The organism is Pseudomonas sp. AN3A02 (genome assembly GCF_011765255.1).
Lineage (GTDB): Bacteria > Pseudomonadota > Gammaproteobacteria > Pseudomonadales > Pseudomonadaceae > Aquipseudomonas.
Genome location: NZ_JAARNI010000001.1, coordinates 1,951,809 through 1,974,787 on the forward strand (window position 1 = coordinate 1,951,809; position 22,979 = coordinate 1,974,787).

At 59.3% G+C, this 22,979-nt stretch carries 28 protein-coding genes; 8 read left to right on the top strand and 20 right to left on the bottom strand.

Annotated elements, in window-relative coordinates:
• The first annotated feature begins 215 nt into the window (after window positions 1–215).
• Window positions 216–899 carry a response regulator transcription factor gene (locus tag HBJ59_RS08985; RefSeq protein ID WP_003219726.1) on the top strand — a complete coding sequence of 228 codons (684 nt, stop codon included), beginning with the start codon at window positions 216–218 and terminating at the stop codon, window positions 897–899.
• Window positions 877–2,274, top strand: a complete 1,398-nt coding sequence (locus HBJ59_RS08990) for a cell wall metabolism sensor histidine kinase WalK (protein WP_167663312.1) — start codon at window positions 877–879, stop codon at window positions 2,272–2,274. Before HBJ59_RS08985 ends, HBJ59_RS08990 begins: the two co-directional genes overlap by 23 nt.
• Before the next feature lie 119 nt (window positions 2,275–2,393).
• On the opposite strand, the gene HBJ59_RS08995 is transcribed toward HBJ59_RS08990, so the two are convergent.
• The 3 genes from HBJ59_RS08995 to HBJ59_RS09005 are packed head-to-tail and all read right to left on the bottom strand — an operon-like array spanning window position 2,394 to window position 4,657.
• Window positions 2,394–2,810, bottom strand: coding sequence for an SRPBCC family protein (locus HBJ59_RS08995; RefSeq protein ID WP_167663313.1), 417 nt, complete (start codon window positions 2,808–2,810; stop codon window positions 2,394–2,396).
• A gap of 28 nt (window positions 2,811–2,838) precedes the next feature.
• Window positions 2,839–3,636 carry an SDR family NAD(P)-dependent oxidoreductase gene (locus HBJ59_RS09000; RefSeq protein ID WP_167663314.1) on the bottom strand — a complete coding sequence of 266 codons (798 nt, stop codon included), beginning with the start codon at window positions 3,634–3,636 and terminating at the stop codon, window positions 2,839–2,841.
• Window positions 3,637–3,652: 16 nt separating this feature from the next.
• On the bottom strand, window positions 3,653–4,657 hold the full coding sequence (locus HBJ59_RS09005; RefSeq protein ID WP_167663315.1) for an aldo/keto reductase: 1,005 nt from the start codon (window positions 4,655–4,657) through the stop codon (window positions 3,653–3,655).
• Between the two features lie 118 nt (window positions 4,658–4,775).
• Between HBJ59_RS09005 and HBJ59_RS09010 the strand changes: the two genes are divergently transcribed.
• The gene (locus HBJ59_RS09010; protein WP_167663316.1) at window positions 4,776–5,675 is read left to right on the top strand and encodes a LysR substrate-binding domain-containing protein; all 900 of its coding nucleotides are present in this window, start codon (window positions 4,776–4,778) and stop codon (window positions 5,673–5,675) included.
• A gap of 189 nt (window positions 5,676–5,864) precedes the next feature.
• On the opposite strand, the gene HBJ59_RS09015 is transcribed toward HBJ59_RS09010, so the two are convergent.
• A complete protein-coding gene (locus HBJ59_RS09015) occupies window positions 5,865–7,247 on the bottom strand; it encodes a hypothetical protein (RefSeq protein WP_167663317.1) in 1,383 nt (460 codons plus the stop codon).
• A 441-nt stretch (window positions 7,248–7,688) separates the two neighbouring features.
• On the opposite strand from HBJ59_RS09015, the gene HBJ59_RS31440 reads away from it, so the two are divergent.
• Window positions 7,689–8,030, top strand: coding sequence for a DUF6124 family protein (locus HBJ59_RS31440; RefSeq protein ID WP_256670792.1), 342 nt, complete (start codon window positions 7,689–7,691; stop codon window positions 8,028–8,030).
• A gap of 165 nt (window positions 8,031–8,195) precedes the next feature.
• On the opposite strand, the gene HBJ59_RS09025 is transcribed toward HBJ59_RS31440, so the two are convergent.
• From HBJ59_RS09025 to HBJ59_RS09045, 5 genes are all read right to left on the bottom strand, one after another.
• Window positions 8,196–8,405 carry a YXWGXW repeat-containing protein gene (locus HBJ59_RS09025; protein ID WP_076016843.1) on the bottom strand — a complete coding sequence of 70 codons (210 nt, stop codon included), beginning with the start codon at window positions 8,403–8,405 and terminating at the stop codon, window positions 8,196–8,198.
• Between the two features lie 234 nt (window positions 8,406–8,639).
• Window positions 8,640–9,110, bottom strand: a complete 471-nt coding sequence (locus HBJ59_RS09030; protein ID WP_167663318.1) for a periplasmic heavy metal sensor — start codon at window positions 9,108–9,110, stop codon at window positions 8,640–8,642.
• On the bottom strand, window positions 9,107–9,538 hold the full coding sequence (locus HBJ59_RS09035; RefSeq protein ID WP_167663319.1) for a hypothetical protein: 432 nt from the start codon (window positions 9,536–9,538) through the stop codon (window positions 9,107–9,109). Before HBJ59_RS09035 ends, HBJ59_RS09030 begins: the two co-directional genes overlap by 4 nt.
• Window positions 9,535–10,116, bottom strand: coding sequence for an RNA polymerase sigma factor (locus tag HBJ59_RS09040; protein WP_167663320.1), 582 nt, complete (start codon window positions 10,114–10,116; stop codon window positions 9,535–9,537). The genes HBJ59_RS09035 and HBJ59_RS09040 overlap by 4 nt, the downstream gene beginning before the upstream one ends.
• 47 nt (window positions 10,117–10,163) lie before the next feature.
• Window positions 10,164–10,484, bottom strand: a complete 321-nt coding sequence (locus HBJ59_RS09045; protein WP_167663321.1) for a YXWGXW repeat-containing protein — start codon at window positions 10,482–10,484, stop codon at window positions 10,164–10,166.
• Window positions 10,485–10,753: 269 nt separating this feature from the next.
• Between HBJ59_RS09045 and HBJ59_RS09050 the strand changes: the two genes are divergently transcribed.
• Window positions 10,754–10,897 carry a hypothetical protein gene (locus HBJ59_RS09050; protein ID WP_167663322.1) on the top strand — a complete coding sequence of 48 codons (144 nt, stop codon included), beginning with the start codon at window positions 10,754–10,756 and terminating at the stop codon, window positions 10,895–10,897.
• A 4-nt stretch (window positions 10,898–10,901) separates the two neighbouring features.
• Here HBJ59_RS09050 and HBJ59_RS09055 read toward each other — a convergent pair whose 3' ends face one another.
• Window positions 10,902–11,150: a DUF1652 domain-containing protein gene (locus HBJ59_RS09055; protein WP_167663323.1), complete on the bottom strand. Its 249-nt coding sequence runs from the start codon at window positions 11,148–11,150 to the stop codon at window positions 10,902–10,904.
• Window positions 11,151–11,393: 243 nt separating this feature from the next.
• On the opposite strand from HBJ59_RS09055, the gene HBJ59_RS09060 reads away from it, so the two are divergent.
• Entirely contained in the window at window positions 11,394–12,338 is a 945-nt protein-coding gene (locus HBJ59_RS09060) for a sensor domain-containing diguanylate cyclase (protein WP_167663324.1), read from the top strand.
• Window positions 12,339–12,625: 287 nt separating this feature from the next.
• Here HBJ59_RS09060 and HBJ59_RS09065 read toward each other — a convergent pair whose 3' ends face one another.
• The 4 genes from HBJ59_RS09065 to HBJ59_RS09080 all read right to left on the bottom strand — a co-directional run bounded on the left by HBJ59_RS09065 (window position 12,626) and on the right by HBJ59_RS09080 (window position 15,060).
• The gene (locus tag HBJ59_RS09065; RefSeq protein ID WP_076016836.1) at window positions 12,626–12,886 is read right to left on the bottom strand and encodes a hypothetical protein; all 261 of its coding nucleotides are present in this window, start codon (window positions 12,884–12,886) and stop codon (window positions 12,626–12,628) included.
• 4 nt (window positions 12,887–12,890) lie between these two features.
• Window positions 12,891–13,337: a GNAT family N-acetyltransferase gene (locus tag HBJ59_RS09070; protein WP_076016835.1), complete on the bottom strand. Its 447-nt coding sequence runs from the start codon at window positions 13,335–13,337 to the stop codon at window positions 12,891–12,893.
• 91 nt (window positions 13,338–13,428) lie between these two features.
• Window positions 13,429–14,328, bottom strand: a complete 900-nt coding sequence (locus tag HBJ59_RS09075) for an AraC family transcriptional regulator (protein ID WP_076016834.1) — start codon at window positions 14,326–14,328, stop codon at window positions 13,429–13,431.
• Window positions 14,329–14,364: 36 nt separating this feature from the next.
• A complete protein-coding gene (locus HBJ59_RS09080; protein WP_167663325.1) occupies window positions 14,365–15,060 on the bottom strand; it encodes a fumarylacetoacetate hydrolase family protein in 696 nt (231 codons plus the stop codon).
• A gap of 172 nt (window positions 15,061–15,232) precedes the next feature.
• Between HBJ59_RS09080 and HBJ59_RS09085 the strand changes: the two genes are divergently transcribed.
• Window positions 15,233–15,784 (top strand): DUF4262 domain-containing protein, encoded by a 552-nt coding sequence (locus HBJ59_RS09085; RefSeq protein WP_083676716.1) that lies wholly within the window; start codon window positions 15,233–15,235, stop codon window positions 15,782–15,784.
• 3 nt (window positions 15,785–15,787) lie between these two features.
• Here HBJ59_RS09085 and HBJ59_RS09090 read toward each other — a convergent pair whose 3' ends face one another.
• Entirely contained in the window at window positions 15,788–16,117 is a 330-nt protein-coding gene (locus tag HBJ59_RS09090; RefSeq protein WP_178124252.1) for a hypothetical protein, read from the bottom strand.
• Between the two features lie 213 nt (window positions 16,118–16,330).
• Between HBJ59_RS09090 and HBJ59_RS09095 the strand changes: the two genes are divergently transcribed.
• The gene (locus HBJ59_RS09095) at window positions 16,331–16,876 is read left to right on the top strand and encodes a hypothetical protein (protein ID WP_076016832.1); all 546 of its coding nucleotides are present in this window, start codon (window positions 16,331–16,333) and stop codon (window positions 16,874–16,876) included.
• 65 nt (window positions 16,877–16,941) lie between these two features.
• Here the strand turns inward: HBJ59_RS09095 and HBJ59_RS09100 are convergent, their stop codons facing one another.
• From HBJ59_RS09100 to HBJ59_RS09120, 5 genes are all read right to left on the bottom strand, one after another.
• Window positions 16,942–17,580, bottom strand: coding sequence for a hypothetical protein (locus tag HBJ59_RS09100; RefSeq protein WP_167663327.1), 639 nt, complete (start codon window positions 17,578–17,580; stop codon window positions 16,942–16,944).
• Between the two features lie 223 nt (window positions 17,581–17,803).
• Window positions 17,804–20,293 (bottom strand): TonB-dependent siderophore receptor, encoded by a 2,490-nt coding sequence (locus HBJ59_RS09105; protein WP_167663328.1) that lies wholly within the window; start codon window positions 20,291–20,293, stop codon window positions 17,804–17,806.
• An 89-nt stretch (window positions 20,294–20,382) separates the two neighbouring features.
• Window positions 20,383–21,327 (bottom strand): FecR family protein, encoded by a 945-nt coding sequence (locus HBJ59_RS09110; protein ID WP_167663329.1) that lies wholly within the window; start codon window positions 21,325–21,327, stop codon window positions 20,383–20,385.
• Window positions 21,324–21,869: a sigma-70 family RNA polymerase sigma factor gene (locus tag HBJ59_RS09115; RefSeq protein WP_167663330.1), complete on the bottom strand. Its 546-nt coding sequence runs from the start codon at window positions 21,867–21,869 to the stop codon at window positions 21,324–21,326. The genes HBJ59_RS09110 and HBJ59_RS09115 overlap by 4 nt, the downstream gene beginning before the upstream one ends.
• A gap of 258 nt (window positions 21,870–22,127) precedes the next feature.
• Window positions 22,128–22,973 (bottom strand): DNA/RNA non-specific endonuclease, encoded by an 846-nt coding sequence (locus HBJ59_RS09120; RefSeq protein ID WP_167663331.1) that lies wholly within the window; start codon window positions 22,971–22,973, stop codon window positions 22,128–22,130.
• Between the last annotated feature and the right edge of the window lie 6 nt (window positions 22,974–22,979).

A 22,979-nucleotide genomic window follows, 5' to 3' on the forward strand; every position in this document is an offset into this window, starting at 1 on the left:
CTGGAGCGGCGGGCGTTATGCATTCCTCGTAGGAAATAACCCATGCTCGCGCCATGGGAAGCAAAAAATCCTACACACACAGCGTTCGTTCAGATTCACCGGGGTAAGGTGAATTGTGTCGTTTGTGCCTACATAAATTTTTATTTAGGAAGCGGGCTATCATTTCTTGGCAAAATGCCCGCACTTCAGTGTGAATCGCTCACCAGGTAATCCTTATGACCCGCATTTTGACCATCGAGGACGACGCCGTAACGGCCCGCGAGATCGTTGCCGAGCTGAGTAGCCATGGACTGGACGTAGACTGGGTAGACAACGGCCGCGAAGGCCTGGTGCGTGCCGTCAGCGGTGATTACGACCTGATCACCCTCGACCGCATGCTCCCGGAACTGGATGGCCTGGCCATCGTCACCACCCTGCGCACCATCGGTGTATCCACACCGATCCTGATGATCAGCGCCCTCTCCGACGTGGATGAACGGGTACGCGGCCTGCGCGCCGGTGGTGATGACTACCTGACCAAACCGTTCGCCTCCGACGAAATGGCCGCCCGCGTCGAAGTGCTGCTGCGGCGCAAAAGCACGGTCAAGGAGTTCGAAACCGCACTGCGCGTAGCGGATCTGGAACTGAACCTGATCAGCCGCGAAGCGAGCCGCGCCGAACAGCCTTTGAGCCTGTTGCCGACGGAATACAAACTGCTGGAATTCCTGATGCGCAACACCGGGCAGATCCTGTCGCGGATGATGATCTTCGAGGAAGTCTGGGGTTATCACTTTGACCCGGGCACCAACCTGATCGATGTGCACATCGGTCGCCTGCGAAAAAAAATCGACCCGCCGGGCCTCACGCCGCTGATCCGCACGGTACGAGGTTCCGGGTATGTCATTGCTGAACCCCTCTAAAGGCTGGCGCTCCTCCAGCAGCCGGCTGCTGGCGCTCTACAGTTCGTTGTTCGTGGCCTGGAGCTGCATCCTCATGGGTGTGCTGTACTACGAGGTCTCCGGTTACCTGGGCGACCTCTCGCGCCACTCGCTGATGCAGCGCCAGCATTTGTTCCAGCGCTTTGACGGCGAAGAACTGGTGGAAGCCCTGACCACCAGCATGACCTTCGACATGAAGGGTGTTGACGCATACGGGCTGTTCGACAACCAGTTCAACCCCATCAGCGGCCCGATCCGTGTGATACCGCCGGACCTGCCGATGGACGGGCACATCCATGCCCTGGCCAACTGCATCAATTCCGATGACCCGAAACTGCCCCGCGACAGCTGCGACGCCGTGGCCACCCACACCGAGGATGGCCGTTGGCTGATTTTGGTTCGCGCCAACGGCTCGCTGTTCGGTGTGACCCGCATCATCCTGCACGCCCTGCTGTGGGGGATTACTCTGACGATCATTCCTGGCGCGGCTGGCTGGCACTTGCTGCGACGGCGTCCGTTGCGGCGGATTCGCGGAATCCAGGCCAGCGCCGAAGCCATCGTGGCCGGCGACCTGACCCACCGCTTGCCGTTGTCTGACCGACGCGACGAACTGGACATGCTGGCGGCCATCGTCAACGCGATGCTCGACCGCATCGAGAAGCTGATGAACGAGGTCAAGGGCGTGTGCGACAACATCGCCCACGACCTGCGCACCCCGCTGACCCGCCTGCGGGCGCAGCTGTACAGGATCCAGCAGCAGGCCGATGAAGACGCGCCCCACGCCCTGCAACTGGACGCGGCCATCGCCGAGACCGACACCTTGATGGCGCGCTTTCGCGGCCTGTTGCGGATTTCCGAACTGGAAGACCACCAACGTCGCTCAGGCTTCCTCGTGCTAGATCCCTTGCCCTTGCTGCAAGAGCTGCACGACTTCTACCTGCCCCTGGCGGAAGAAGGCGAGATGGAACTGCTGCTGCAAGTGCCGGCCTCATTACCGTGGATCACCGGCGACCGCGCATTGTTGTTCGAAGCCCTGGCCAACCTGCTGAGCAACTCGATCAAATTCACCCCACCGGGCGGCGTAGTGATCCTGCGAGGCGTCAACGATGCCGGCAGTACCCGCATCGAAGTGCTCGACTCCGGCCCCGGAATTCCGGCGGCGGAACGCGCGGCAGTGTTCCAGCGTTTCTATCGGGTGGACGAAGGCAATCAACAGCAAGGCGGGTTTGGGTTGGGGCTGTCGATTGTGGCGGCGATCATCAACCTGCACGGGTTCAAACTGGAAGTGGGCAGCAGCGAGAGTGGCGGCGCGAAGCTGACCCTCGAATGCCGCCAGCAGCTGATGCCTGAAGCCTGAAGAACACCACAAAACCAATGTGGGAGCGGGCTTGCTCGCGAATGCGGAGTGTCAGTCAACCCATCTGGCACTGATCCACCGCATTCGCGAGCAAGCCCGCTCCCACATTTGATCTTCACTCAGCCTGGGAAATTGCCCCGCAACGCCTCCAGCCCACCGCTGTAAACACCGGTAAACAACTCCTCCACCGCCGCATCCGTCACACCGGCCACCGGGGTAAACACGCCCGACCAAGTGACCCTGGCGGTGCTGTCCGTCAACGCCTCAACCTTCAACGTCGCCAAATACTCACTCACCGGAAACGGCGACTCACTGATGGAGTAGCTGTAAGTACGTGCCGCGTTATCAAAGCGTTGCAGACGCTCCACCACCACACCACCATCAGCCGTTTGCAGATGGCGCACACGGCCGCCGTCACTCGGCCCGCTCTTGACGATAAAGGGCAGCCAGTCCGGCAGCGAATTGAAGCCGCCGACCAATTGCCAAACCTGTTCGGCCGAAACCGGGATTTCAATAACAGCAGATGCTTTTGCCACGATTAACACTCCAAACCATTCAAGAAATTCAGATCGCCATGCTGTCGACAACGCCGCCGTCGACCCGCAACGCGGCACCGGTGGTTGCAGACGATAACGGTGAAGCAATGTACGCCACCAGATTCGCCACTTCATCCACATTCGCTGCGCGCTGGATGATCGACGTCGGCCGCGCGTTGCGCACAAACACATCTGCCTCATCCCGAGGACTGCGCCCGGACTTGGCCACGGCGTCCTTGAGCATGTTCTCCAGGCCATCGGTAAAGGTCGGCCCCGGCAGGATTGCATTGACCGTCACCCCGGTGCCCGCCAGGCGTTTGGCCAGGCCATGGGACACCGCCAGGTTGGCGCTTTTGGTGACGCCGTAGTTGATCATGTCGGCCGGCGTTGCCACGCCCGATTCCGACGACACAAAGATCACCCGCCCCCAGCCCTTCTCGACCATGCCCGGCGTGTAGTGCCGCGACAAACGCACGCCGGAGATCACGTTGACCTCGTAGAAACGCGTCCACTCGCTGTCGGGCGCGTCAAAGAAATCGACGTCGTTGAAGATCCCGAGGTTGTTCACCAGGATGTCGGCCCGCGGCTCGGCGGCGAACAGTTTTTCGGCGCCCTCGGCCGTGCCCAGGTCTGCCACCAGGCCACGCAGCTCAGCGCCGGGGACTGCCTGGCGAATCGTCGCCAGCGCCTCGTCGACCTTGCTCGATTCACGCCCGATCACCACCACGGTGGCGCCGGATTGCGCCAGGGCCTGGCTGATGCCCAGGCCGATCCCGGCGGTGCTGCCACTGACGATTGCGACTTTGCCACTGATATCAATTTTCATGTTCGCGTTCCTGTGGTTAGAGCGGCAGCGGTGCACGGGCCGAAATCAATCGGGCGTCGCGCAGGGCCTGCCAAAAGGCTGCGGGAATCTTCTCTGACAACGCCGCGACGTCTTCAGCAATTCGCCCCGGACGACTGGCACCCGGAATCACTGCCGCCACTGCCGGATGGGCCAGGGAGAATTGCAGCGCCGCGGCTTTCACACTCACACCATGGTCCGCGGCAATCGCCTTGATCTGCTCGACCTTGCTGATAATTGCCGGGCTGGCTTTCTGGTATTCAAAATGCGCACCGCCCGCCAGGATGCCGGAGCTGTACGGGCCGCCGACCACGATCTCGACGTTCTGTGCCAGGGCCGCGTCCATCAGGCGCTGCAAGGCACGTTCGTGGTCGAGCAAGGTGTAACGACCGGCGAGCAGGAAGCCGTCGGGCTGGGCTTCGGTCAGGTCCAGGGTCAATTCGCAAGGCTCGACGCGATTGACGCCCAGGCCCCAGGCCTTGATCACGCCTTCTTCACGCAGGCGAGTCAGTACTTTGAAAGCACCGGTGTGCGCCTGGTTGAAATAATCCAGCCATTGGTCACCGTAGAAGTCCTGGGCAATGTCGTGAATCCACACGATGTCGAGGCGGTCGGTTTGCAGGCGGTTGAGGCTGTCTTCGATGGAGCGCAGGGTGGCATCGGCGCTGTAGTCGTTGACCATCTTGTTCGGCCGGCCGTGTTCGAACACACCGCTTTTCTCGCCGAGATCGCGGGCGCTTTCTTCCACCTCGTCCAGAATCAGACGGCCAACTTTGGTGCTGAGTACATAGTCGTCGCGGTTGTACTTCGACAGGGCCTGGCCCAGGCGAATTTCCGAGAGGCCCGAACCGTAAAACGGCGCAGTGTCGAAGTAACGCACGCCCTGGTTCCAGGCCGCTTCAACGGTGGCTTGGGCTTCTTCATCAGGGATGGCACGGAACATGTTGCCCAATGGGGCGGTGCCAAAACCCAGCACGCCGGGCAGTTTGTCTTTCAAGCTCATGGGATGAATCCTCAAGATTGTTCAAGGTCGCTGTGTTGACCGTTGAGCAGATCGTAGATTGCAGAGATCGGACCGTCCAAGACATACTGCGACCAACTTGAGTCCTTACAGGTCTGACATGATCGATTTCCGCCAATTGCGCTACTTCGTTGTAGTCGCTGAAGAAGAACACGTGGGGCGTGCTGCCGAACGGTTGCACATCTCCCAATCGCCCCTGAGCCGGCAGATCGCGCAACTGGAAGAACGCCTGGGCCTGACCCTGTTCGAGCGCAGCCAGCAGCGCATCCGCCTGACCCGCGACGGCCAGACGTTCCTGGCCGAAACCAAGGCGCTGCTGACCCACGCCAACCGCCTGGAATCCCTGGGCCGGCGCTTGGGCAAAGGCGAAGAAGGCGGGCTGTGCATCGGCTACATCGAAAACGCGATGCACGCGGGCGTGCTGCCCAATGCCTTGAAAGTCTTGCGCGACGCGCGGCCCAACGTGCATATCGCGCTGTACAACCTGCCCTCCGCCGAACAGCTGGAAGGCCTGCGCCAACGCAGCCTCGACGTCGCCCTGGTGGGCGAGCCACCGGCGGCGGATGACCCGGACCTGATGGCGCTGCAAGTGCTGGACGACCCGATGTTGCTGGCGCTGCCCGAGCAGCATCCGCTGGCCAGCGTCAGCGAACTGCTGCCCGAGCATCTGGCCGAGCAGCAATGGATTGGCGTGCAACGCAAACCGGGCGCGAACCCGGCTGATGATTTTGTTGCCGCGTGCATTCGTGCAGGTTTCACCCCGCAGATTCCGATGGAAGCCAGCGAGCCGTTTACCGCGTTGGGATTGGTGGCGTCGGGGTTAGGTGTCGCGATGGTGCAAAAGGGCTTGAGCCGCAATGCACCACCGGGTGTGGTGCTGCGGGCACTGCCATGGCTGACCTACACCACGCTGCTGTGGGCGGCGTGGCATCGGATCAATTTGCGGCCGTTGGTGGAGACGTTCAGGAAGGTGTTGACAGAGCCTGAAGGATTGGTCTGAGTGTCTAAATCTGATGTGGAACTGTGATGACGGTGCACTCCTTATTGAAATGCACCCAATGACTCTCTGCGTCAACAGAATATAGCTCTAAAAGCTGACCACACTTCTAAAACGTGAAGAAATAATCGTGATTTACACCCTAATTACTAAATTTTATTTTACACATACAATACTAAAAAGCGTATCAAACTAACCACAACTCACCTGTTCCAAAACGTCCTGCCTCATATCCTCGGCAATCTCATATAACTTTGTTGCATACTCATAACCATAAACCGCCTTATATCCTCGCCGAAATTCAGGAGTCTCTCTAAATTCTCGAAACAATGGCCAATCATGGTAAGACAGCTCAGCCAGAAACTCTCCTCGAGAACCAATGCGCAGCATGAGTTCGCTTGCCAAGTTCAGATCGTCTGTCAGCACGGCATACGCAAGCCTAAAATCATAAATACTGGCAGACCAATCTCTTTTATCTAAAACCGTTTTTGCTGCCGCTACTTCACCTATGCCTCTTAGCGCAATAGCATAATTAATATGGAACATTCTATCGTGGACATCACTACCCACTTTGGGCAGGCTTAAAGCAAACTTACTTAAAGAAATTGCATTACTCCAATGTTCTAGGTGTAAATAATCAAAAATCAAACTATTCAGACAGCTATCAGCCTCACCAAGTTGTTCGGGAAGCAGTTTTCTCCATAGTGTATGCGCAAGCATGATTGCAACTTCGGTGACCACCGAACAAGTTTCATAAAAATATTTCGCACTTAATGCAAGTTGACTACCAACACCAACCGCCTTGTCAAGCTTAACCTTGTGCTCTTGGCAAGTTTGAAGATACTGCTGACTAACCACTCCGTCGCAATGCGTAAAAAGATTCCTTCTTTGACCGCACTCAACAAATTTCGGCCAACTGTCAAATTTTGTGAGGGTCAGACCAAATCTCGTCCCCAAGTCCTTAAACTGCTCTATATAACTTTTACGCTTTATAGTTTCTATTTCTTTCTCAAGCAGGGATAATTTCAGCTCATCTATAGATTCAAAAGCCAGCACATCACAAAGCGCAATCTCCCTATTGACACCCTTATACAGATTCGGGCTAGCACGATAAAGTTCAAGCAACAATTCACCCACGAACTTGTCGTAGGATGCAAAAATATTTATAAAAAGACTTCGCTCTAGGGTCTGAGTCGGCGAGGAATTGCTGTGCCTCTCAAGAGATCGTACTACTGCTCTAATTTTACGCTGTTGGAGGACGGCGTCCTCGACACTTTGTTGACTCCCCAACGGTTCCTGACACTCTTTATATTCCTGTAAGAGCTCATTAAATTTTTCTGCATATTCTGTGCGAGCGATTGTTACAAAAGTGCTTGCACAGTCTTCAATATCAAGAACCCTATGAATAAAAGACTTAATAACACCATCTATTGGGTGATCTGACTCCGAATCATCAAAATCCACGTCAGCACCACCAACTTCAGCTCCACCTAATGTTTCGCATGCTTCTTCAGATGATGAAGCACCTGGACCAGGCTGCAAAGCGCCACAACCTAAACTCGGTAAATCGTTCATTTGCATCCCTGCCAGAAATATTAGAGCACAAAAAAATATACCAAATGATAGCGGCAAAAAGCCATTATTACCATCAAGAAAATTTCTAAGTCCAAGTGATGAAATTTAATTCCATACAGCCACCCATGACATTTCCCTTTCCCTCGCAGGACGTTTCCTAGAAAATCCTGACCGCTTGCGCCGCTCAAATCACATGGCTAGTCTTCGCCGGTCGCTGCCAATTCAGCGATCGGGTTTAGCAGCCCGCTGATGAGACTAGGCGCAAAGCGCCACCTTCTGCAGGGCGCTTTTTTTCGGCCCCACGCTTTATGGTGGCCGTGCGCGGGGCACCTTCGGGTGCACCGGATACTAGTCTCCGGTCTGCTAACCCGCGCACGGTCGCCACCCTTCAATCGTTTAGCAGCGATGGTGACGGCCTCTACCGACTAGAGGTGTTTCACGATGGATAAAATCGTTCCAGATCCGCCCTTCAGCAGTTCAGATTCCTTCTCGGACCAATCCCAGAAACACGCGGCGTACAAACGTGCGCTGGATCATTACCTCAATCCGAACAAATCACCCGCAACGGAAGAACCGATGCTGTTCACGGTCGATCCCGATACCAGTTTTGAAAGCGCATTAGTCCATACGAGTAGTCTGTTGCACTGTGCCTCGGTGACAGCACAACAGGCGGGTGATCAGTTGGATGGGGCATCTCGTGCGCTGGTGATTTCGGTGCTGCATTTGGTGGATATGGCGCGGGTGATGGTGGATCGCGCAGTGGATTGTTTGCAACCGCATTGAGGGTATCGGGGCGTGCGTTATTTGATTGCCTGCCCCGATCAAATGTGGGAGCCGGGCTTGCCCGCGATGCAGGCACCTCGGTCTGTCAGTAAGACCGCGGTGATGCCATCGCAGGCAAGCCAGCTCCCACAGGGTTTCAGTGTCGCAGTTGAAAGTGTGGCGGGATCAATACCGCCAATGCCCCGGCACCCATAACCACTGTCCGTTCCCCCAGCGATAGTGCCCCCGCACCCACTGGTACCCCGGCGCCGGCGCCACCGGCACAACTTCAACCAACGGCGGCGGACGACGCGGATGAACAGGTTCGACAATACAACCGGACAACGCAGCCGCCATCAACGTGGCGGCCAGCGTGGCCTTGAATATCCGGGACATGGCACGGTTCCCCAATGAGACTAGCCGTCGCCTGAGTGGCGGGCTTACCCGGGTTAAACGCGACCAACCGGAAAAATCCGCCGCCAGCCTCAGTGATTAATGCTCGTTCCCACGCTCTGCGTGGGAACGCATCCCGTGACGCTCCGCGTCACCACTGCGCAAGACTTGAACCTTGCATCGCCAACTGGACGCAGAGCGTCCGAGGCGGCATTCCCACGCAGAGCGTGGGAACGATCAGCGCCCGGCCTTGCCCTTCGCCTGCCCCTTCATATACAGCGCCTCCACCAACCGCTGACGCTCATCCCGAGGCAGCGTGCTGGCGAACTGCGCCAGGGTGTTGTCCACCAGCGCCCGGAGCGCCATGTCCGCCTCCCGAGCCTTGCCCAAATCCGTCACCAACGCCGCACGATCCAGGGTCGGCGCTTCCAGTTGCTTGATCACATCCAACCGAGCCTCGCGCCCGGCGAGCACCAGTGGCTGGCTGTCGGCGCGGTTCTGGCGCAGCAGCTGGCGCAGTTCCTTGCGCCGTTCCGGCGGTAGCTTGACCATCGCCTGGCGCAAGCCATGCTGGTTCACCACGGCCTCGGCGGGCTTGGCATTGGCCAGCCAGTGGTACAGGCCACCGCCGACACCACCGATCAAAAACACGTTGAACAACACCGACACAACCAACAGCGGCTTCAGGTACTTGGGTGACGGGGTCATTGCTCGCTTTCCTCGGCGTTGACGGTGAAGACGACGTCGGCGTCGCCCTGGTCGAAGACACTGGGCAGTACTTCAGGACCGAGTGTGGGCAACGGTACGCTCAAGGACGCTACCAGGATGCCGGCGGCTATCCCGGCGATGCCCACTCCGACGAAACCGGCGGGCGATAGCCAGCCGGCGTAGCGTGCCCAAAAGGATTGGCGCTGGGGGAACGACTGGCGAATCTGCCGCGCCAGCGCCGAGTCGACGGGCGCCAGTTGGTAGGCATCCAACTGGCCATCGAGCCATCGCGCCTGGTGCAGCACCTCGAGTGCGCCGGCATCGCCTGCGTCCAGCAGTGCCTGGGCCTGCGCCTGTTCGGCACTGGGCCAACGGTGCAAGTAGCCGCCGTAAGCCTCGGCCAGATGGGCAAATCGTTCGGGCGTCATGGTTTTCCCCTTCCTGGGCGGGCGGGCCCGGGTGTGTCGTCAAGGTAACTGCGCAAGTTGCGCCGGGCCCGAGACAGCAAGCTCTCCAGTGCCTCGACGCTGATGTTCATCAGCGCCGCGGCGTCGATATTCGACAGCTCTTGATAGTACTGCAGCACAATCGCCTCGCGCTGGCGATCAGGCAGCGATGCCAGCGCCTGGGCCATATGCGCGCTGCGGGCGGCGGCTTCCAGCTGCTCATCGGGCGCTGGCGCGCTGTCGATCACTTCGCTCATGGCCGCCTCGTCGTGCAACGGGCGCTCCTTGCGCCGACGCAAATGGTCGTGGCACAGGTTGAGCACCACGCGGTGCAACCAGGTGTCGAAGCGCGCTTCGCCACTGCGCCAATTCGCGGCCTGGCGCCAGATCCGCAGGAAGCTTTCCTGGGCCACGTCCCTGGCCTCGTCGGCATCCCCGAGGACCCGACTGGCGAGCGCGAGCAAACGCGGGAGTTTGCGCGTGACCATTTCGTTGATGGCCGCCGGTTCGTTGTTACCGATGCGGGCCAACAGCTCAACGTCCGGATCAGTGTCTTTCAATAGGGCAAGTCTCGGTCCGGTGGCTAAGGGTCAGGTTGACGGGAGGGTCAGCGGATCCAGTGCCCTTCTCTCCAGTACCAGTTGGGGCCGCGCGATTCCCAGTGGCCAGGTTCCCAGCGGGCGTTGCGCATCACCGGCTGCCAGTGGCCCGGCACCCAGGCATAACCACGCCCTTCGTAGCGCCAGTGCCCGCGGTCCCACACGTAACCCGGGCGCTCGACGGGAACGGCCTCGACGCGCATCGGCGGTGGCGCTTCGCGGATGATCACTTCGGTCTGGGCAAAGGTCGGCGTGCTGACCAGGGCGGCCAGCGCCAGCGGGATCAACAGGGCGTAACGTAATTTGGCCAGCGGTCGTACACGTCTCATGACAACTCCTTCATCGGCGATCGCCAGTGATCGCAGCTGTAAGGTTGAACGGCGAGTGTCCGAATAATCCGTCGCGTCAAAATCAACTTTTTTCGCGACCGCTCAGCACGGTAGACAGGGCCAGTATTGCCCAGGGTTTGCGGGGGTTTGATGAAATATGCAAAAAGCGCCGACGGATTTGGCCAGGCGGTCGCGTTCAAGGGTTAACCGTTGGCAATCAGCAGGCATACCTGTTGATTTTCAACGTTCACTACCTTGAGGAAATCACCATGTCTCGTCGAATTTCACTGCTGGTTGCCGCTGTCCTGCTCATGAACCTTGGCGGCTGCGTGTTCCTGCCGGGGCACCGCGATCATTGCTGCTGGCGCGGTTACGGGGTGGTGACTGCTCCGTCGGCACAAGCGGTCTCTTGAGCCTCTAACCGAATGCCGCAAACCCTCTGCGCCCGGCCTTGATCTCGGTGCGCAGTTCGCCAATCAGGTTTGAGATGGAACGGATGCTGTCCAGACCCTGGGGAGACACACGGGTCAGCAGCAGGTCGACGCGCCCGGAAGCCGGGTCGAAGATATTGATGCGCAGAGAACCATCGCTGTTCAACGAGCAGTCACAGGCGAGCGGCAGGAAGCCGGACTCCATGATGTGGCGAAACTCGGCTATCGAGACCATGCGGGCACCCTTCGCTGGACCAGACTCGGTGGACGTGATCCGTCTAGGGTAGATCAGCTTTTTCAACCTGCCGGGGAATTAAGTCAAAAGTGATACCTGGTGCTCAATTTGCCTGAAACCGCTGGCCGGCTGACGCCAGAAAAACCACACCGGCACCTCTCATCCGATGCCGAGCGAAGCGCTTGATTCCTGGCGATGATGGCCAGATGCTATGGTCTTTTACCGTCATCAAGAGCATCCCGCATGAGCATCGAACCTCTGATCGAACCCGACAGTGCCGTGTACAAGACGTTGCTCGAATCGACCAAGGCCATCCCCTGGCGTATCGACTGGGCAACGATGACCTTCAGCTACATCGGCCCACAAATCGAGGCGCTGCTGGGCTGGACCCCGCAGAGCTGGGCCACCGTCGATGACTGGGTGGAGCGCATGCACCCGGATGACCGCGAATACGTCGTCAACTTCTGCGTCTCGCAGTCCCGCGCCGGGGTCGATCACGAAGCCGATTACCGCGCGCTGACTGCCAGCGGTGAGTACGTGTGGATACGAGACGTGGTGCACGTGGAGCGCAAGGACGGCGAAGTGCAGGCGCTGATCGGCTTCATGTTCGATATCAGCGAGCGCAAGAAGACCGAAGAACACCTGATCCGCCTGCAAAAACAGCTGGAGGAATATTCGTTCCAGGACGGCCTGACCGGCATCGCCAACCGGCGCATGTTCGACACCGTGCTGGCGCGGGAATGGGCCAGTGCCCAGCGCAGCCAATTGCCGCTGTCGTTGATCCTGCTGGATATCGACTATTTCAAGCAGTACAACGACCTCTACGGGCATATCAAGGGTGATGAATGCCTTAAGCAAGTGGCGAGCACGCTCTCCCGGGCGGCCAATCGGCCACGGGACTTCATTGCGCGCATCGGCGGCGAGGAGTTTGTGTGGTTGCTGCCGGAAACCGATGCCGAGTCTGCCCGACGCGTGGCCGAACGCTGCCTGCACCTGATCCGCCAGCAGCAGATTGAGCACGGGCATTCGGCGGTGTCGAACTTGCTGACGTTGAGCCTGGGCGTAGGCACTTGCACGGTAAGGCCAGGCAGCGAGGCGCTGGTATTTGTCGAAGCGGTGGACAAGCTGCTGTACCAGGCCAAGCACAATGGCCGGATGCGCGCGGAGTTCGCCGACGCGCTGGATTGATACAACGCTCAAATCGCGGGCAAAAAAAATCCCAAGTAGCTGATGGAAACTTGGGATTTAAAAATGCATAAACCGTGGGAGGTGAACGCCCGGCTATATTACCGAGCGGCAAAACTTGTAACAAGATAATTTTCAACCTTTCGTCGGATTAAAACAGCGCTAAGTCATTCAATAACCACACATTTTTAATGGATCCGATTATTGAAAGTGCCACTTTTTGGTGCAATGACGGCATGAATTAAACACACTTGCGCAGTTTAATTCCGCGATAAAAATAAGGTTATTGATTAAAAGTGCGTGGGCTTTTTCAAGTAATGTTCCATCAAGTGTTTGCAGGGATCCACCAGCACAAGGTCGTCCTGGGGCGTAGGGCGCGAAACGCTGGCCGCCTGACGGCATAACGCCAGGCGCTCCGCCGCCTCTTCCCGCTGTCGGTCAACCTGGGCATTGAGCCGAACGAAATAGGTCCCCAACATCACCGCCAAGCACACAATCCCGATGAAAAAATAGCGGAAGGCGTGGGATTGAGGGGGTTCCGGATGACTCATACACTCATTGCACCTTGTGTTTCTGATAGCGAACGTCGTCGCCTTCGGCCGTGTCGACCACCGACCAGCCAAGCCGTTGGTAAAAGCCATTAGCCCGAATGTGATCTCGCCCATCGGTGATCAGGAACAGCGTGTCGTGGCGTTCGAACAGCGCCGCCTCGGCCACCGCCATCAATTGGCGACCCAACCCGAGGTTCTCGTGGGAGGGCAGCACAAACAGGGCGAACACCTCGCCTTCGGCTACATCCACCATTGAAAACGCCACAGGCGTGCCATCCACTTCGGCGAGCCACACACAGGGCGCTTCATGCATGCTCTCGGCGACCACCTGCGGGGTAATGCCCAGCTCAGCCATCTGCTCGCGGCTTAGGTGGTTCTGCACCACCGCGGTGCGAATATCGAAAATCGCATTAATGTCATCCGGGGTTGCCAACCGTAAAACCGTAGCCATGTGCACCGCCTCCCAATGAGACGCTCAATTGTATGTAAATTGAAACACATCGATTGTGGTGGATTTGTAAAACACGCACCCGGTTTGCGCGTCAATCCTGCTCACGCCGCCTGAACTGCCCCGGCGCCAGCCCGTGGGCCTTGCGAAAACACCGGGAAAAATACGCCTCGTCGGTAAACCCGCAACGGTGCGCAATCGCGCCGATCATCTGCGGGCTGTTGAGCAGCAGCGTGCGCGCCAGTTGCATGCGCCGGTCGAGCACCAGTTGGGAGAAGGGTTTACCGGTTTCCTTGCGCAGCAGGTGGGTCAGGTAGTTGGGCGACAGGAAGGCAGCCGCCGCGGCATCGGTCAGGTTCAGCGATGGCTCGTGCAAATGCTCGCGGATGTAGCCTTGCACCCGGGCCAAGGCGTCCTTGCGGCCACGCCGGGTGGCGTTGTTGGCGGCGAAGGCCTGGAGCGGTTCGGCGTACTGTTGGCACACCAACCCAATCAGCTGGAATAGGTAACCCTTGAGCCGCTCCCGCGCGCCGAAGCTGCGGTGGGTGTCCAGGGTGCGCATGTGTTCCAGCCAGGTTTTGACTTCCTCGAATGCCGCGTCTTCAAGAATGAAATCCAGCTGTTCCTGGAAGCGGAACGGCGACAGCTCCGGGGCGTGGCTGATGGGGATGTCTTCGAGGTCCAGCGGATCGCAGGTCAGTTGCGGCAGGAAAAAGCCCTGGCTGAAATTGATCAGCATGAAGTCGCCGTCTTCGGGATGGGGAATCACATGCAGGCGATGGGGCAGGATAAAGGCCAGGGCCTTTTTCGGGAACGGGCGCACCGCACCGCCGATGTGCTGCACGGTGTCGCCGCCCAGGTTGATCTGGATCTGGAAGTATTCGTGGCGATGGGGACTGGTCAGCGCCGCCCTGCCCCGCTTGTCGCGGATGTAGAAGTCGGAGCGGTCGCTGCGTTGTTCCATGCCATAGGTGGTGATGCGGGTGCCTGGCATACGTATTTCCCGGAGAGCCTGGGCACCACTGTAGCGTCAACCCTGGCTGAGGGTGAAGCTCAGCTCGGCCAGGCCGTCGATCCCGGCGGTCACCACATCGCCCGGTTGCAAGGCGCCAACGCCCGCCGGGGTGCCGGTGAAGATCAGGTCGCCGGCTTTCAGCGCCACGGATTTGGACGCATGGCTGATCACCTCGCTGACCGACCAGATCTGGTCTGCCAGATCGCCCACTTGACGTTGCTCGCCATTGACCTTGAGCCAGATACGCCCGCTGCCCGGATGGCCGACGGCGCTCACCGGCTGCAACGCAGTGCAGGGTGCCGATTCATCGAAGGCCTTGGCCCATTCCCACGGCCGCGACAGCTTTTTCGCCTGGGCCTGGAGGTCGCGGCGGGTCAGGTCAATGCCCAAGCCGTAACCCCAGATATGCGCGAAGGCCTCTTCCGGGGCAATGTCCACGCCGCCTTTGCCGATGGCCACCACCAACTCGACCTCGTGATGCAGGTCGGCGGTCAATGGTGGATAGGCGATCACGCCCTCGGCAGGCACCACGGCATCCGCCGGTTTCATGAAAAAGAACGGCGGCTCGCGGTCGGGGTCGTGGCCCATTTCGCGGGCATGTTCGCTGTAGTTGCGCCCGACACAAAACACCCGGCGCAGCGGGAAGCGAGCGTCGTCGCCCTGGATGGCGAGGGATGGGATTTGGTTGGGAGTGATGACGTAGCGGGTCATGGCATGTGCCTCTTCGGTTACCTGGGGCCAGTATGCGGACTGGCCCCGGGGCGAAGTTGGACAGGCTTACGCAGATTTTGTACTGGGCGGTGCATCGGTCACTTTGCCGAGCGAACCCAACACTGCTAGCCTCATCGCGGTTTCAACCACTGATCCCGCAGAAAGGACTCTGATGAACATCATTCGCGCCGTCGCCCTCTTCGCCGCCTCATTGTTCTCGATGAACACTTCAGCAAAGGCCCCGCTCCCGGGATTCCAGTTGCCCAAGGCAGATTCGGAATATGACGAGAAGGTGTTGGCGGATATCAAGAAGATCGGCTGGCACCATGTGCACGTGCGGGCCGAAGACGGTGACCCGTCGTTCGCCTACTCCCTGGGGTTCTACGCCAACTTCGGCCAACCGGAAATCATCGTATTCGGGCTGCCCCCGCAGATTGCCCAGCAGTTGCTGAACATCGCCGCGATCCGCTTTGCCGGTGCAAAAGCCGCCTATGAAACCTACAAGCCCTATGACGATATTGCCGAAGGCATGCGCATCGCCTTCATTCCTGTAGACCGCCGGCACTACCGCGAGTACCTCGGTTATGCCGGCTGGTTCTACGCCTCGATCAAAGCTGATTTCCCTGCGCTGCAAATGGTCTGGCCGGACAAACAGGGGCACTTTCCTTGGGAACCCACCTACGACCAGTCGTTCTCAAGGCTCCAATTGCTGCTGGATAAATAGGGGTTATTTACGCGCCAGCTTGTAGCGCAAACAGTCCTGATAAAAACTCTGGCGAATCACCTCGGGCTTGACCCGCGAGCGGCTGTCGTAGGTCTGCTCGGTGATGCCCATGGCCATCATGTGCATCCAGGGTTTCTTGAACTGGTAGGTCTTGAGCTTCTGGCGCGCGGCGTAGAGCGAGACGCCCGACAGCTTCAATTCCTGGGCCCGGGCGGCGGTGCCAGCACCCCAGCTGCACATGTACTTGTCGTTGTCCCGCAGCTCCCGTGCCTCAACCGAAACCGCCGCACCCGCCAGGGAACAGGCGATCAGCATGATTCCAACATTGCGCATTTGCATCCCGCCTAACCACCTGAAAATAAAAGTGATTTTGGCGAGAATTTTGTTACAAAGGGGCCAGCAAATTGCCTTCTCGATGATTTTTCCAGCCGGTAACGGGGCCAAGAAGCCACGCATGCATTAAGGCCTTTTGCCACTATTTGTTGCCGATAGGCCAGCGTCTGACGATAATCCCCGCGCTCTCCCACACTCACGCAAGGAAACGCCGTGAAAAAGCTTCTACTGTTAACCCCATTGCTCGCGCTGCTGTTGCAAGGTTGCGGCGTCACCATGACGCAATACGAGCCGAACTTCGACAACGTCCAGGTCCTCAAGCAAGCAGCGCCGCTGCAACCCGTCAGCAATGCCCAGGTGACGGCCGCATCGGGCGAAGGCTCGTTGTCCGTACGTGCCAACCCGATCCGCTCGCCCAGTGGCAGCATCCCGGCGCATATCCAGGCTGCGATCACCCAGGAACTGCAACTCGCAGGCCTGCTGAACCCGCAAGCAGAACGACATCTGCAAGTGTTGGTGGTGAAGAATTCGCTGTCGGCAGGCATGGGCTCCGGCAACGGCACGCTGGCCGCACGGTTTACCCTGCTCAAGGGCAATGACGTGGTGTACGACGCGACCAAGGAAGTGAATCACACCTGGTCCAGTTCGTTCTTCGGGTTCATTGCGATCCCGAATGCCGCCAACGCCTACAACCCGATGGTGCGGGATTTGCTCAAGTCGTTGTACAGCGACCCGCTGTTCATCAAAGCGCTTAAGTAAGGCCCAGGCTGCGAGGGTAGGTCACCCTGCCCTCGCAGCTGTTTCAGCTTACGTTGCGCAACGTGTCACGCCCGTGGCACGCCGGCATCCAGTGCCGAGTACTTCAGGTTATTGCCGTCGACCATTTGCTTGAGCAAGGCATTGACCTGGCGGGTGAAGGTATCGGTCACCGCCTCTTTCGGCGTGTTGGCCATCAGCGGGATAAACCAGATGCCCATCCAGGTATTGATCGAGTCGTGGTTGGTGCCGGTGCTCAGCGCCTGGCCCTGTGCATCCACCGACTCCAGCTTCATGGTGTACTGATCAGTACCCAGCGCCGGGATGATGGTGAAGGTAAAGCCGCTGATAAACGCCAGCACCATTTGGCCGCCACCCGGTGGATGGTTGTAGACCTTCAGGCGCAGGCTATAATCGCCGGGCTGCTTCTGGAATTCATCCAGGGTCACACGGCCAAACAGGCCGGAGTCGATCAGGACTTTCTGCAGCTGTGGCTTGAGCATGTCCCGCGCTTGTGGAACTTCGGCAGCGGCGGCGTTTGTCGGCTCGCCCTGGTAGAACTTGAAGTCTACGTAGACGTTCGGTTTGTTGGCGTAGCTGGCCTTCGATGGCAGCGTGACAGGTGCTACTTCGTCCTTCGTGAAGCTGGCGCAGCCGCCCATCGACAACGTGATCAGGGCCAACCCCAGCATTTTTCCAATGTGCATTACGACTTCCTTAGTGAATGGAGCGTCTCCATGGCCGGAGTTGCTGGGGCGGATGATAAAGAGTGGGGCGCAATGTTAAAAGGCCATCCTCCATAAAATACTGACGATCACTGTAGGAGCGAGCTTGCTCGCGAAAATCGTTAACGATAACGCAGCGTGCCTGGCTTAACGCGCTGCTCTCAGGTTCTTCGCGAGCAAGCTCGCTCCTACAGTAGATGGGTGTTTACCACTGGTAGGTCGCGCTGGCCTGCACGGTGCGCTGTGAGCCATACCAGCACCACGAGTAGGAATAGCAGGACGCGACGTACTCTTTATTCGCCAGGTTGGTAGCGTTCACCGCCAGGCGCAGGTTGTCACCCTGGCGATTGATGTGCGGGATGTCGTAGTGCACCGCTGCATCGAACAAGGTGTAACCCGGCACCTTCAAGGTGTTGGCGGTATCGCCCCATGACGAACCGACATACCGCGCACCGGCCCCCACGCCGAAGCCCTTCAGCGTGCCGTCATGCAGGGTGTAATCCGCCCAGGCCGACGCGGTATGACGTGGTACGGCGTAGGTAGTAGTACCTTCGGCAGCCACAGCCGGACCGACACCGATGTCACTGATGGGCGCATAACGCACGGTGTTGTTGGACTTGCTGATGCGGTTATCCAGGTAGGCGTAGGCCGCGGTGATATCCAGGTTGTCGTTCAGGCTGGCCTTGCCTTCGAGTTCAAACCCACGGGATTGCACTTCACCGTCCTGGATCTGGCAGCGCGAGCCGTTGCACAGGTGGGAAGCGTCCGGATCCAGTGTCGGCACGTTGGTCTGGCGCAGGTCGAAAATGGCGGCGGTGATAAAGCTGTTGCTGCCCGGCGGTTGGTACTTGATGCCGATTTCGGTCTGCTTGCCTTCAGTCGGTTGGAACGTTGAGCCACCGTAGCCCGTGCCGGATTGCGGCTGGAAGGATTCCGAATAGCTGACATACGGCGCCAAGCCATTATCGAACAGGTAGACCAGGCCCAAGCGGCCGGTGAAGGCTTTGCTGTCCTGGCTGGATTTGGTCTTCTTCTGGGTCGTCATGGCCAAGGTGCTGTTGTCGGTGCTGGCCCAGTCATAACGCCCGCCCATCAACAACACCCACTTGTCCCACTTCATCTGCTCTTGCAGGTACACGCCAGTCTGCTCGCTGCGCGAGGTGGCGTCGCTGGTATAGGCTGGTACCGGCACGGCCGCGCCGTAGACCGGGTCGAAAATATCCAGCGTGGGGCCTGCGGTGTACACGCCGCTGCCCGACTTGGTGTCGGTGCTGGTGTTCTGGTAATCGGCGCCCATCAGCACGGTGTGCTGCAACGGGCCGGTGTCGAATTTGGCCTGCAACTGGTTGTCGAGGGCATAGGCGTCAATGTTCACGTCGCTGGCGATAGTCGAGCGCCGGATGGTGCGGTAATCGCTCTCCAGGTAGTTGCTATAGAGGCTGCGGTACTGCCCTTCGCTGCGCAGGTAGCGCGCGTTCTGGCGCACGGTCCAGACATCGTTGAAGTGATGTTCGAAGGCGTAGCCGATGGAGTAATACTCGCGGTCACTCTTCTCGAAGCTTTTCTCGCCGTCGTAGAAATCCACGTCGATCTTGCGCCCGGTCGGGCTATGCAACACCGAGCCCCAGGCCGGCATCGAACCGTAGGACGCGCCTTTGGGGTCCTTCTGGAAATGCCCGAGCAAGGTCAGCGAAGTACTGTCGTCCGGGCGCCAGGTGAAGGCCGTCGACAGGGATTGGCGACGGGTTTCGGTGTGCTTGATCTGGCCGTCGGCATCGTCGAACAGGCCGGCGACACGGTAGGAATACACGCCTTGATCGTCCAGCGGGCCGCTCAGGTCAAAGCTGGTGCGCTTCTTGTTGAAGGTGCCGTACTCGACGCCGACTTCATGGAACGGCGTGTCCAGTGGGCGCTTGCTGACCATGTTGATCACACCACTGGGTGTGCCCTGCCCGTACAGCACCGACGCCGGCCCACGCAGCACTTCGACGCGCTCCAGGTCGAAGGCGTCTTTTTGCGGCAAGGCATCCCGGCTCGACGGCATGCGCAGGCCGTCGAGGTAGGTCGCCGGGGCGAAGCCGCGGATGGTCAACTGGTCGAGGCGTGAGGCGGTGGAACCTCGGGTTTCCGGGATCACGGCGGCGCTGTAGCGCAGGATCTGGTTAAGGCTCTCGGCGTTCTGCGCGCGCATCTGGTCTTTGGTGACCACGGAGATCGACTGCGGGGTTTCGATCAGCGCGGTGTCGGTCTTGGTGCCCGACAGGCTGCGGGTGGCCACATAGCCAGACACCGGGCCGGTGGGGCTTTCCGATTGGTACGCACCGCTGATGGTGGTGGCCTGCAGTTCCATGGCGCCGTCGGTTTGCGGGATGGCTTCGAGGCGGTAGCGGTCATCGGCGATCTTCAGGGCTTGCAAGTCGCTGCCAGCCAACAATTGGGCCAGGGCGGCGTCGGTGCTGTACTGCCCTTTCAGGCCATTGCTGCGTTTGCCGCGAGTCAGGCTCGAATCAAAGGCCAATACCAGGCCCGCCTGTTCGGCGAGGCTGTTGAGGGCCTGGCTCAGGTCACCGGCGGGAATGGAGAACGCAGCGCTTTCAGCCGCGTAGGACGCTTGAACGGTCAGCAGGGGTACGGCGGCAAAAGCCATCGCCACTGAAAGGGCCAGTGGCTTTAAGGGACGAGCAAGGCGCGACATGAGAAGTCCTGGGAAATGGGGGTTCTATTAGTCATGACGGCCATGTCGGAAAATCGGGCATGAATGAGAGCAGTTTTTATTCAGACTTTTTATCGGGGCTTGATCACCACCACCAAATCGGTGAAGTACTCCACCTTGATCGGCAAGTTATCCGCCAGTGAAGCCAGGGCCGCGCCGGTGTCGTCGAGCTTGAACACCCCCGACACGCGCATCCCTTGCAGCGCCTGCGGATCAAAGCGCACCAGCCCATGGCGGTAACCGGCGAGGGTTTGCAGCACCTCACTCAGGGGTTGGTCGTCGACCTTGAGCATGCCACGGGTCCAGGCATCCGGGTCGGCATTGCCGATGGGTTGCGGGTTGCTGGCGTGTCCGTCCTTGAGTGTGGACTTCTGCCCTGCCGGCACTTTCACGTCGCCTGCACTATCGCCTTTGACGGCCACGGTGGATTCGATCACGGTGACTACGGTCGAGCCGTTCTCGGCCTTGCGCACCAGGAACCGCGTGCCCAACGCCGTGGCCGTGCCCTGGTCGGTATGCACCACGAACGGCCGTTGCGCGTCCTTGGCCACCTCGACCCACATCTCGCCCTGCAACAGTTCGATCACCCGTTGGTGGCCGTCGAACTTCACGTCCAGGGCCGAGTTGCTGTTGAGCTGCACCTGGCTGCCGTCGGTCAGTGCCACCTGACGCCGTTCGCCGATGCTGGTGCGCTGGTCGGCCATCCACACCGGCATCCGCTCAATTCCCGCCCAGCCGCACAGCAACACCCCCAACAGCGCGACGGCCTGAGTACCACGGGCGGCAAACCTTGGTTTTTGCGGGGCAAACGCGCGGTTCAGGGCAAGGCGCGCCGGGGCGGCGGGCAATGCGTCGAGGCTGCCCCACAGGCTGCGCATGCGCTCGACGGCGACGGCATGCCGTGGGTCGGCCTGGCACCAAGCATCGAATGCGGCGCGGTCGGCCTCGGTCACGTGATCGTCGTGCAACAACGTCAGCCAGCGGGCGGCTTCACTGATGATCTGCTCGGAACTCACGACAGCGGGTCCGCCCCGTGCAGTGTGTGATAGCAGTGCACCAGTGCGCTGGAGATGTAGTTCTTCACGGTGCTGGGGGACACCTGCAGTTGTGCGGCGATTTCGCTGTAGGTCAGCCCGTCGAGGCGGCTGAGCAGGAAGGCTTCGCGGGCCTTGGCGGGCAAGCCGGTGAGCATCTCGGCGATTCGTTCCAGGGCCTGGAGCGCCACATGAATTGCCGCCGGATCCGGCATGCCGGCGTCTTCGCTTTGAATCGCCAGGGCTTCCATGTAGGCCTTCTCGATACGCCGCCGACGCGCGCCGTCAATCATCAAGCGCCCCGCCGTCGTCGCCAGGAAAGCCCTTGGTTCCTTGATGGTATGGGGTTCGGCCAGTAGCAGAATGCGGATAAATGCGTCGTGGGCCAGGTCGGCGGCATGTTGTGAGCAGCCGAGTTTCTTGCGCAGCCAACCGTGCAACCAGGAATGGTGGTCGCTGTAGAGGGTGGCGATGGTCTGCTGGCGACGGGCTATATCACCCTCAGCTACAGGAAAGTCATGCATGCGCAAAAATTTCTCAAACAAGAAAGATTACCAATTGCGCAAACGATGACAGTAAAACGGAGGGGGAGCAAGAGGCTCACCGATAGAAGCCGACATGGGTGATGGGTGGTGAGCGGGAGGCAGGTAGATAACAACTACCTTTTAACAGACGTATTAACACTTCATTTAGTTAGAACGAGCAATAGTCGACAGGCACTTGCGTACCTGCCAACTTAATGGACGCATGACAATTAATGACGGGCGTCTAGCGTGCGGCGGTTACTTACAGCCAATCCGCTGCGGCAGTTGTCCTTGTTTCGATTTAAGTGCAGTTTGCACCGCCTGCGGCAACTCACTCCAGAATGTCAGCCCGGAACGCTGTTCAATCTGTTCGACCGTCGCGCGATAGTCACAGAAGTTAGCCCCCTTGGGCGCTTCCTGATTCATGATGAACGAGGCATAAAGTCCGTCTTGGGGCGACTTGCCGACAGAAACAATCTTCCAGTAGCCACTGGGGATCGTGTGGACTTTATTGGTCCCCGGCAAGGTGCCGATGAATTTCTCATACAGCGGGCCGGTCATCACGTACACCTCGTCCACTGCGGCGTCCTGGCTCAGGGTGCGCTCCTGATCCTCCAGGCGTGCCCACGGGCCCTGGTTCAAATCAGCCTTTTGCGGGGTGATGTTCGACAGGTAATTGAGGGTCTGCCAATCGGAGACGCCGGCCATCGACGCCAGGTTTGCCTGGTGCCCACGATCGACCTTCAGCGCCACGTTGGCGCCGTTGTAGTCAACAGGATCAAGGGTTTCACCCGCCGGAATGTCCGGATCGGTGTGCCAATTACGCGGGCGCCCGCTGGCCGGTGTGGACTTGGTGATCCGGTAGGCCACCCAGTTGGCGAACTTGGTCGATGCATTGTTGTTGAGGGTGTAGGCCTGGCGATTCAATGTCAGCGGCCCACCGCCGGAGGGGCAACCCTGGGAACAATTATCGACCGTGACGGCCTGCTCGAGCGGCGCCTGTACGGCGCGCTCCGGTGCCCGTGAAGGCTGGGTGCTGATACAGCCTGCCATCAGCGGCACCCACAACAACGCCAGGTATTTGAACGGTGCTTTCCTTTGCATGGTAAT

Excerpts from the sequence above, each read along its gene's own strand:
- HBJ59_RS08985 (WP_003219726.1), top strand. The coding sequence starts at position 216 with ATGACCCGCATTTTGACCATCGAGGACGACGCCGTAACGGCCCGCGAG.
- HBJ59_RS08990 (WP_167663312.1), top strand. The coding sequence starts at position 877 with ATGTCATTGCTGAACCCCTCTAAAGGCTGGCGCTCCTCCAGCAGCCGG.
- HBJ59_RS09000 (WP_167663314.1), bottom strand. The coding sequence starts at position 3,636 with ATGAAAATTGATATCAGTGGCAAAGTCGCAATCGTCAGTGGCAGCACC.
- HBJ59_RS09005 (WP_167663315.1), bottom strand. The coding sequence starts at position 4,657 with ATGAGCTTGAAAGACAAACTGCCCGGCGTGCTGGGTTTTGGCACCGCC.
- HBJ59_RS09010 (WP_167663316.1), top strand. The coding sequence starts at position 4,776 with ATGATCGATTTCCGCCAATTGCGCTACTTCGTTGTAGTCGCTGAAGAA.
- HBJ59_RS09015 (WP_167663317.1), bottom strand. The coding sequence starts at position 7,247 with ATGAACGATTTACCGAGTTTAGGTTGTGGCGCTTTGCAGCCTGGTCCA.
- HBJ59_RS31440 (WP_256670792.1), top strand. The coding sequence starts at position 7,689 with ATGGATAAAATCGTTCCAGATCCGCCCTTCAGCAGTTCAGATTCCTTC.
- HBJ59_RS09025 (WP_076016843.1), bottom strand. The coding sequence starts at position 8,405 with ATGTCCCGGATATTCAAGGCCACGCTGGCCGCCACGTTGATGGCGGCT.
- HBJ59_RS09030 (WP_167663318.1), bottom strand. The coding sequence starts at position 9,110 with ATGACCCCGTCACCCAAGTACCTGAAGCCGCTGTTGGTTGTGTCGGTG.
- HBJ59_RS09035 (WP_167663319.1), bottom strand. The coding sequence starts at position 9,538 with ATGACGCCCGAACGATTTGCCCATCTGGCCGAGGCTTACGGCGGCTAC.
- HBJ59_RS09045 (WP_167663321.1), bottom strand. The coding sequence starts at position 10,484 with ATGAGACGTGTACGACCGCTGGCCAAATTACGTTACGCCCTGTTGATC.
- HBJ59_RS09050 (WP_167663322.1), top strand. The coding sequence starts at position 10,754 with ATGTCTCGTCGAATTTCACTGCTGGTTGCCGCTGTCCTGCTCATGAAC.
- HBJ59_RS09055 (WP_167663323.1), bottom strand. The coding sequence starts at position 11,150 with ATGGTCTCGATAGCCGAGTTTCGCCACATCATGGAGTCCGGCTTCCTG.
- HBJ59_RS09060 (WP_167663324.1), top strand. The coding sequence starts at position 11,394 with ATGAGCATCGAACCTCTGATCGAACCCGACAGTGCCGTGTACAAGACG.
- HBJ59_RS09065 (WP_076016836.1), bottom strand. The coding sequence starts at position 12,886 with ATGAGTCATCCGGAACCCCCTCAATCCCACGCCTTCCGCTATTTTTTC.
- HBJ59_RS09070 (WP_076016835.1), bottom strand. The coding sequence starts at position 13,337 with ATGGCTACGGTTTTACGGTTGGCAACCCCGGATGACATTAATGCGATT.
- HBJ59_RS09075 (WP_076016834.1), bottom strand. The coding sequence starts at position 14,328 with ATGCCAGGCACCCGCATCACCACCTATGGCATGGAACAACGCAGCGAC.
- HBJ59_RS09080 (WP_167663325.1), bottom strand. The coding sequence starts at position 15,060 with ATGACCCGCTACGTCATCACTCCCAACCAAATCCCATCCCTCGCCATC.
- HBJ59_RS09085 (WP_083676716.1), top strand. The coding sequence starts at position 15,233 with ATGAACATCATTCGCGCCGTCGCCCTCTTCGCCGCCTCATTGTTCTCG.
- HBJ59_RS09090 (WP_178124252.1), bottom strand. The coding sequence starts at position 16,117 with ATGCGCAATGTTGGAATCATGCTGATCGCCTGTTCCCTGGCGGGTGCG.
- HBJ59_RS09100 (WP_167663327.1), bottom strand. The coding sequence starts at position 17,580 with ATGCACATTGGAAAAATGCTGGGGTTGGCCCTGATCACGTTGTCGATG.
- HBJ59_RS09105 (WP_167663328.1), bottom strand. The coding sequence starts at position 20,293 with ATGTCGCGCCTTGCTCGTCCCTTAAAGCCACTGGCCCTTTCAGTGGCG.
- HBJ59_RS09115 (WP_167663330.1), bottom strand. The coding sequence starts at position 21,869 with ATGCATGACTTTCCTGTAGCTGAGGGTGATATAGCCCGTCGCCAGCAG.
- HBJ59_RS09120 (WP_167663331.1), bottom strand. The coding sequence starts at position 22,973 with ATGCAAAGGAAAGCACCGTTCAAATACCTGGCGTTGTTGTGGGTGCCG.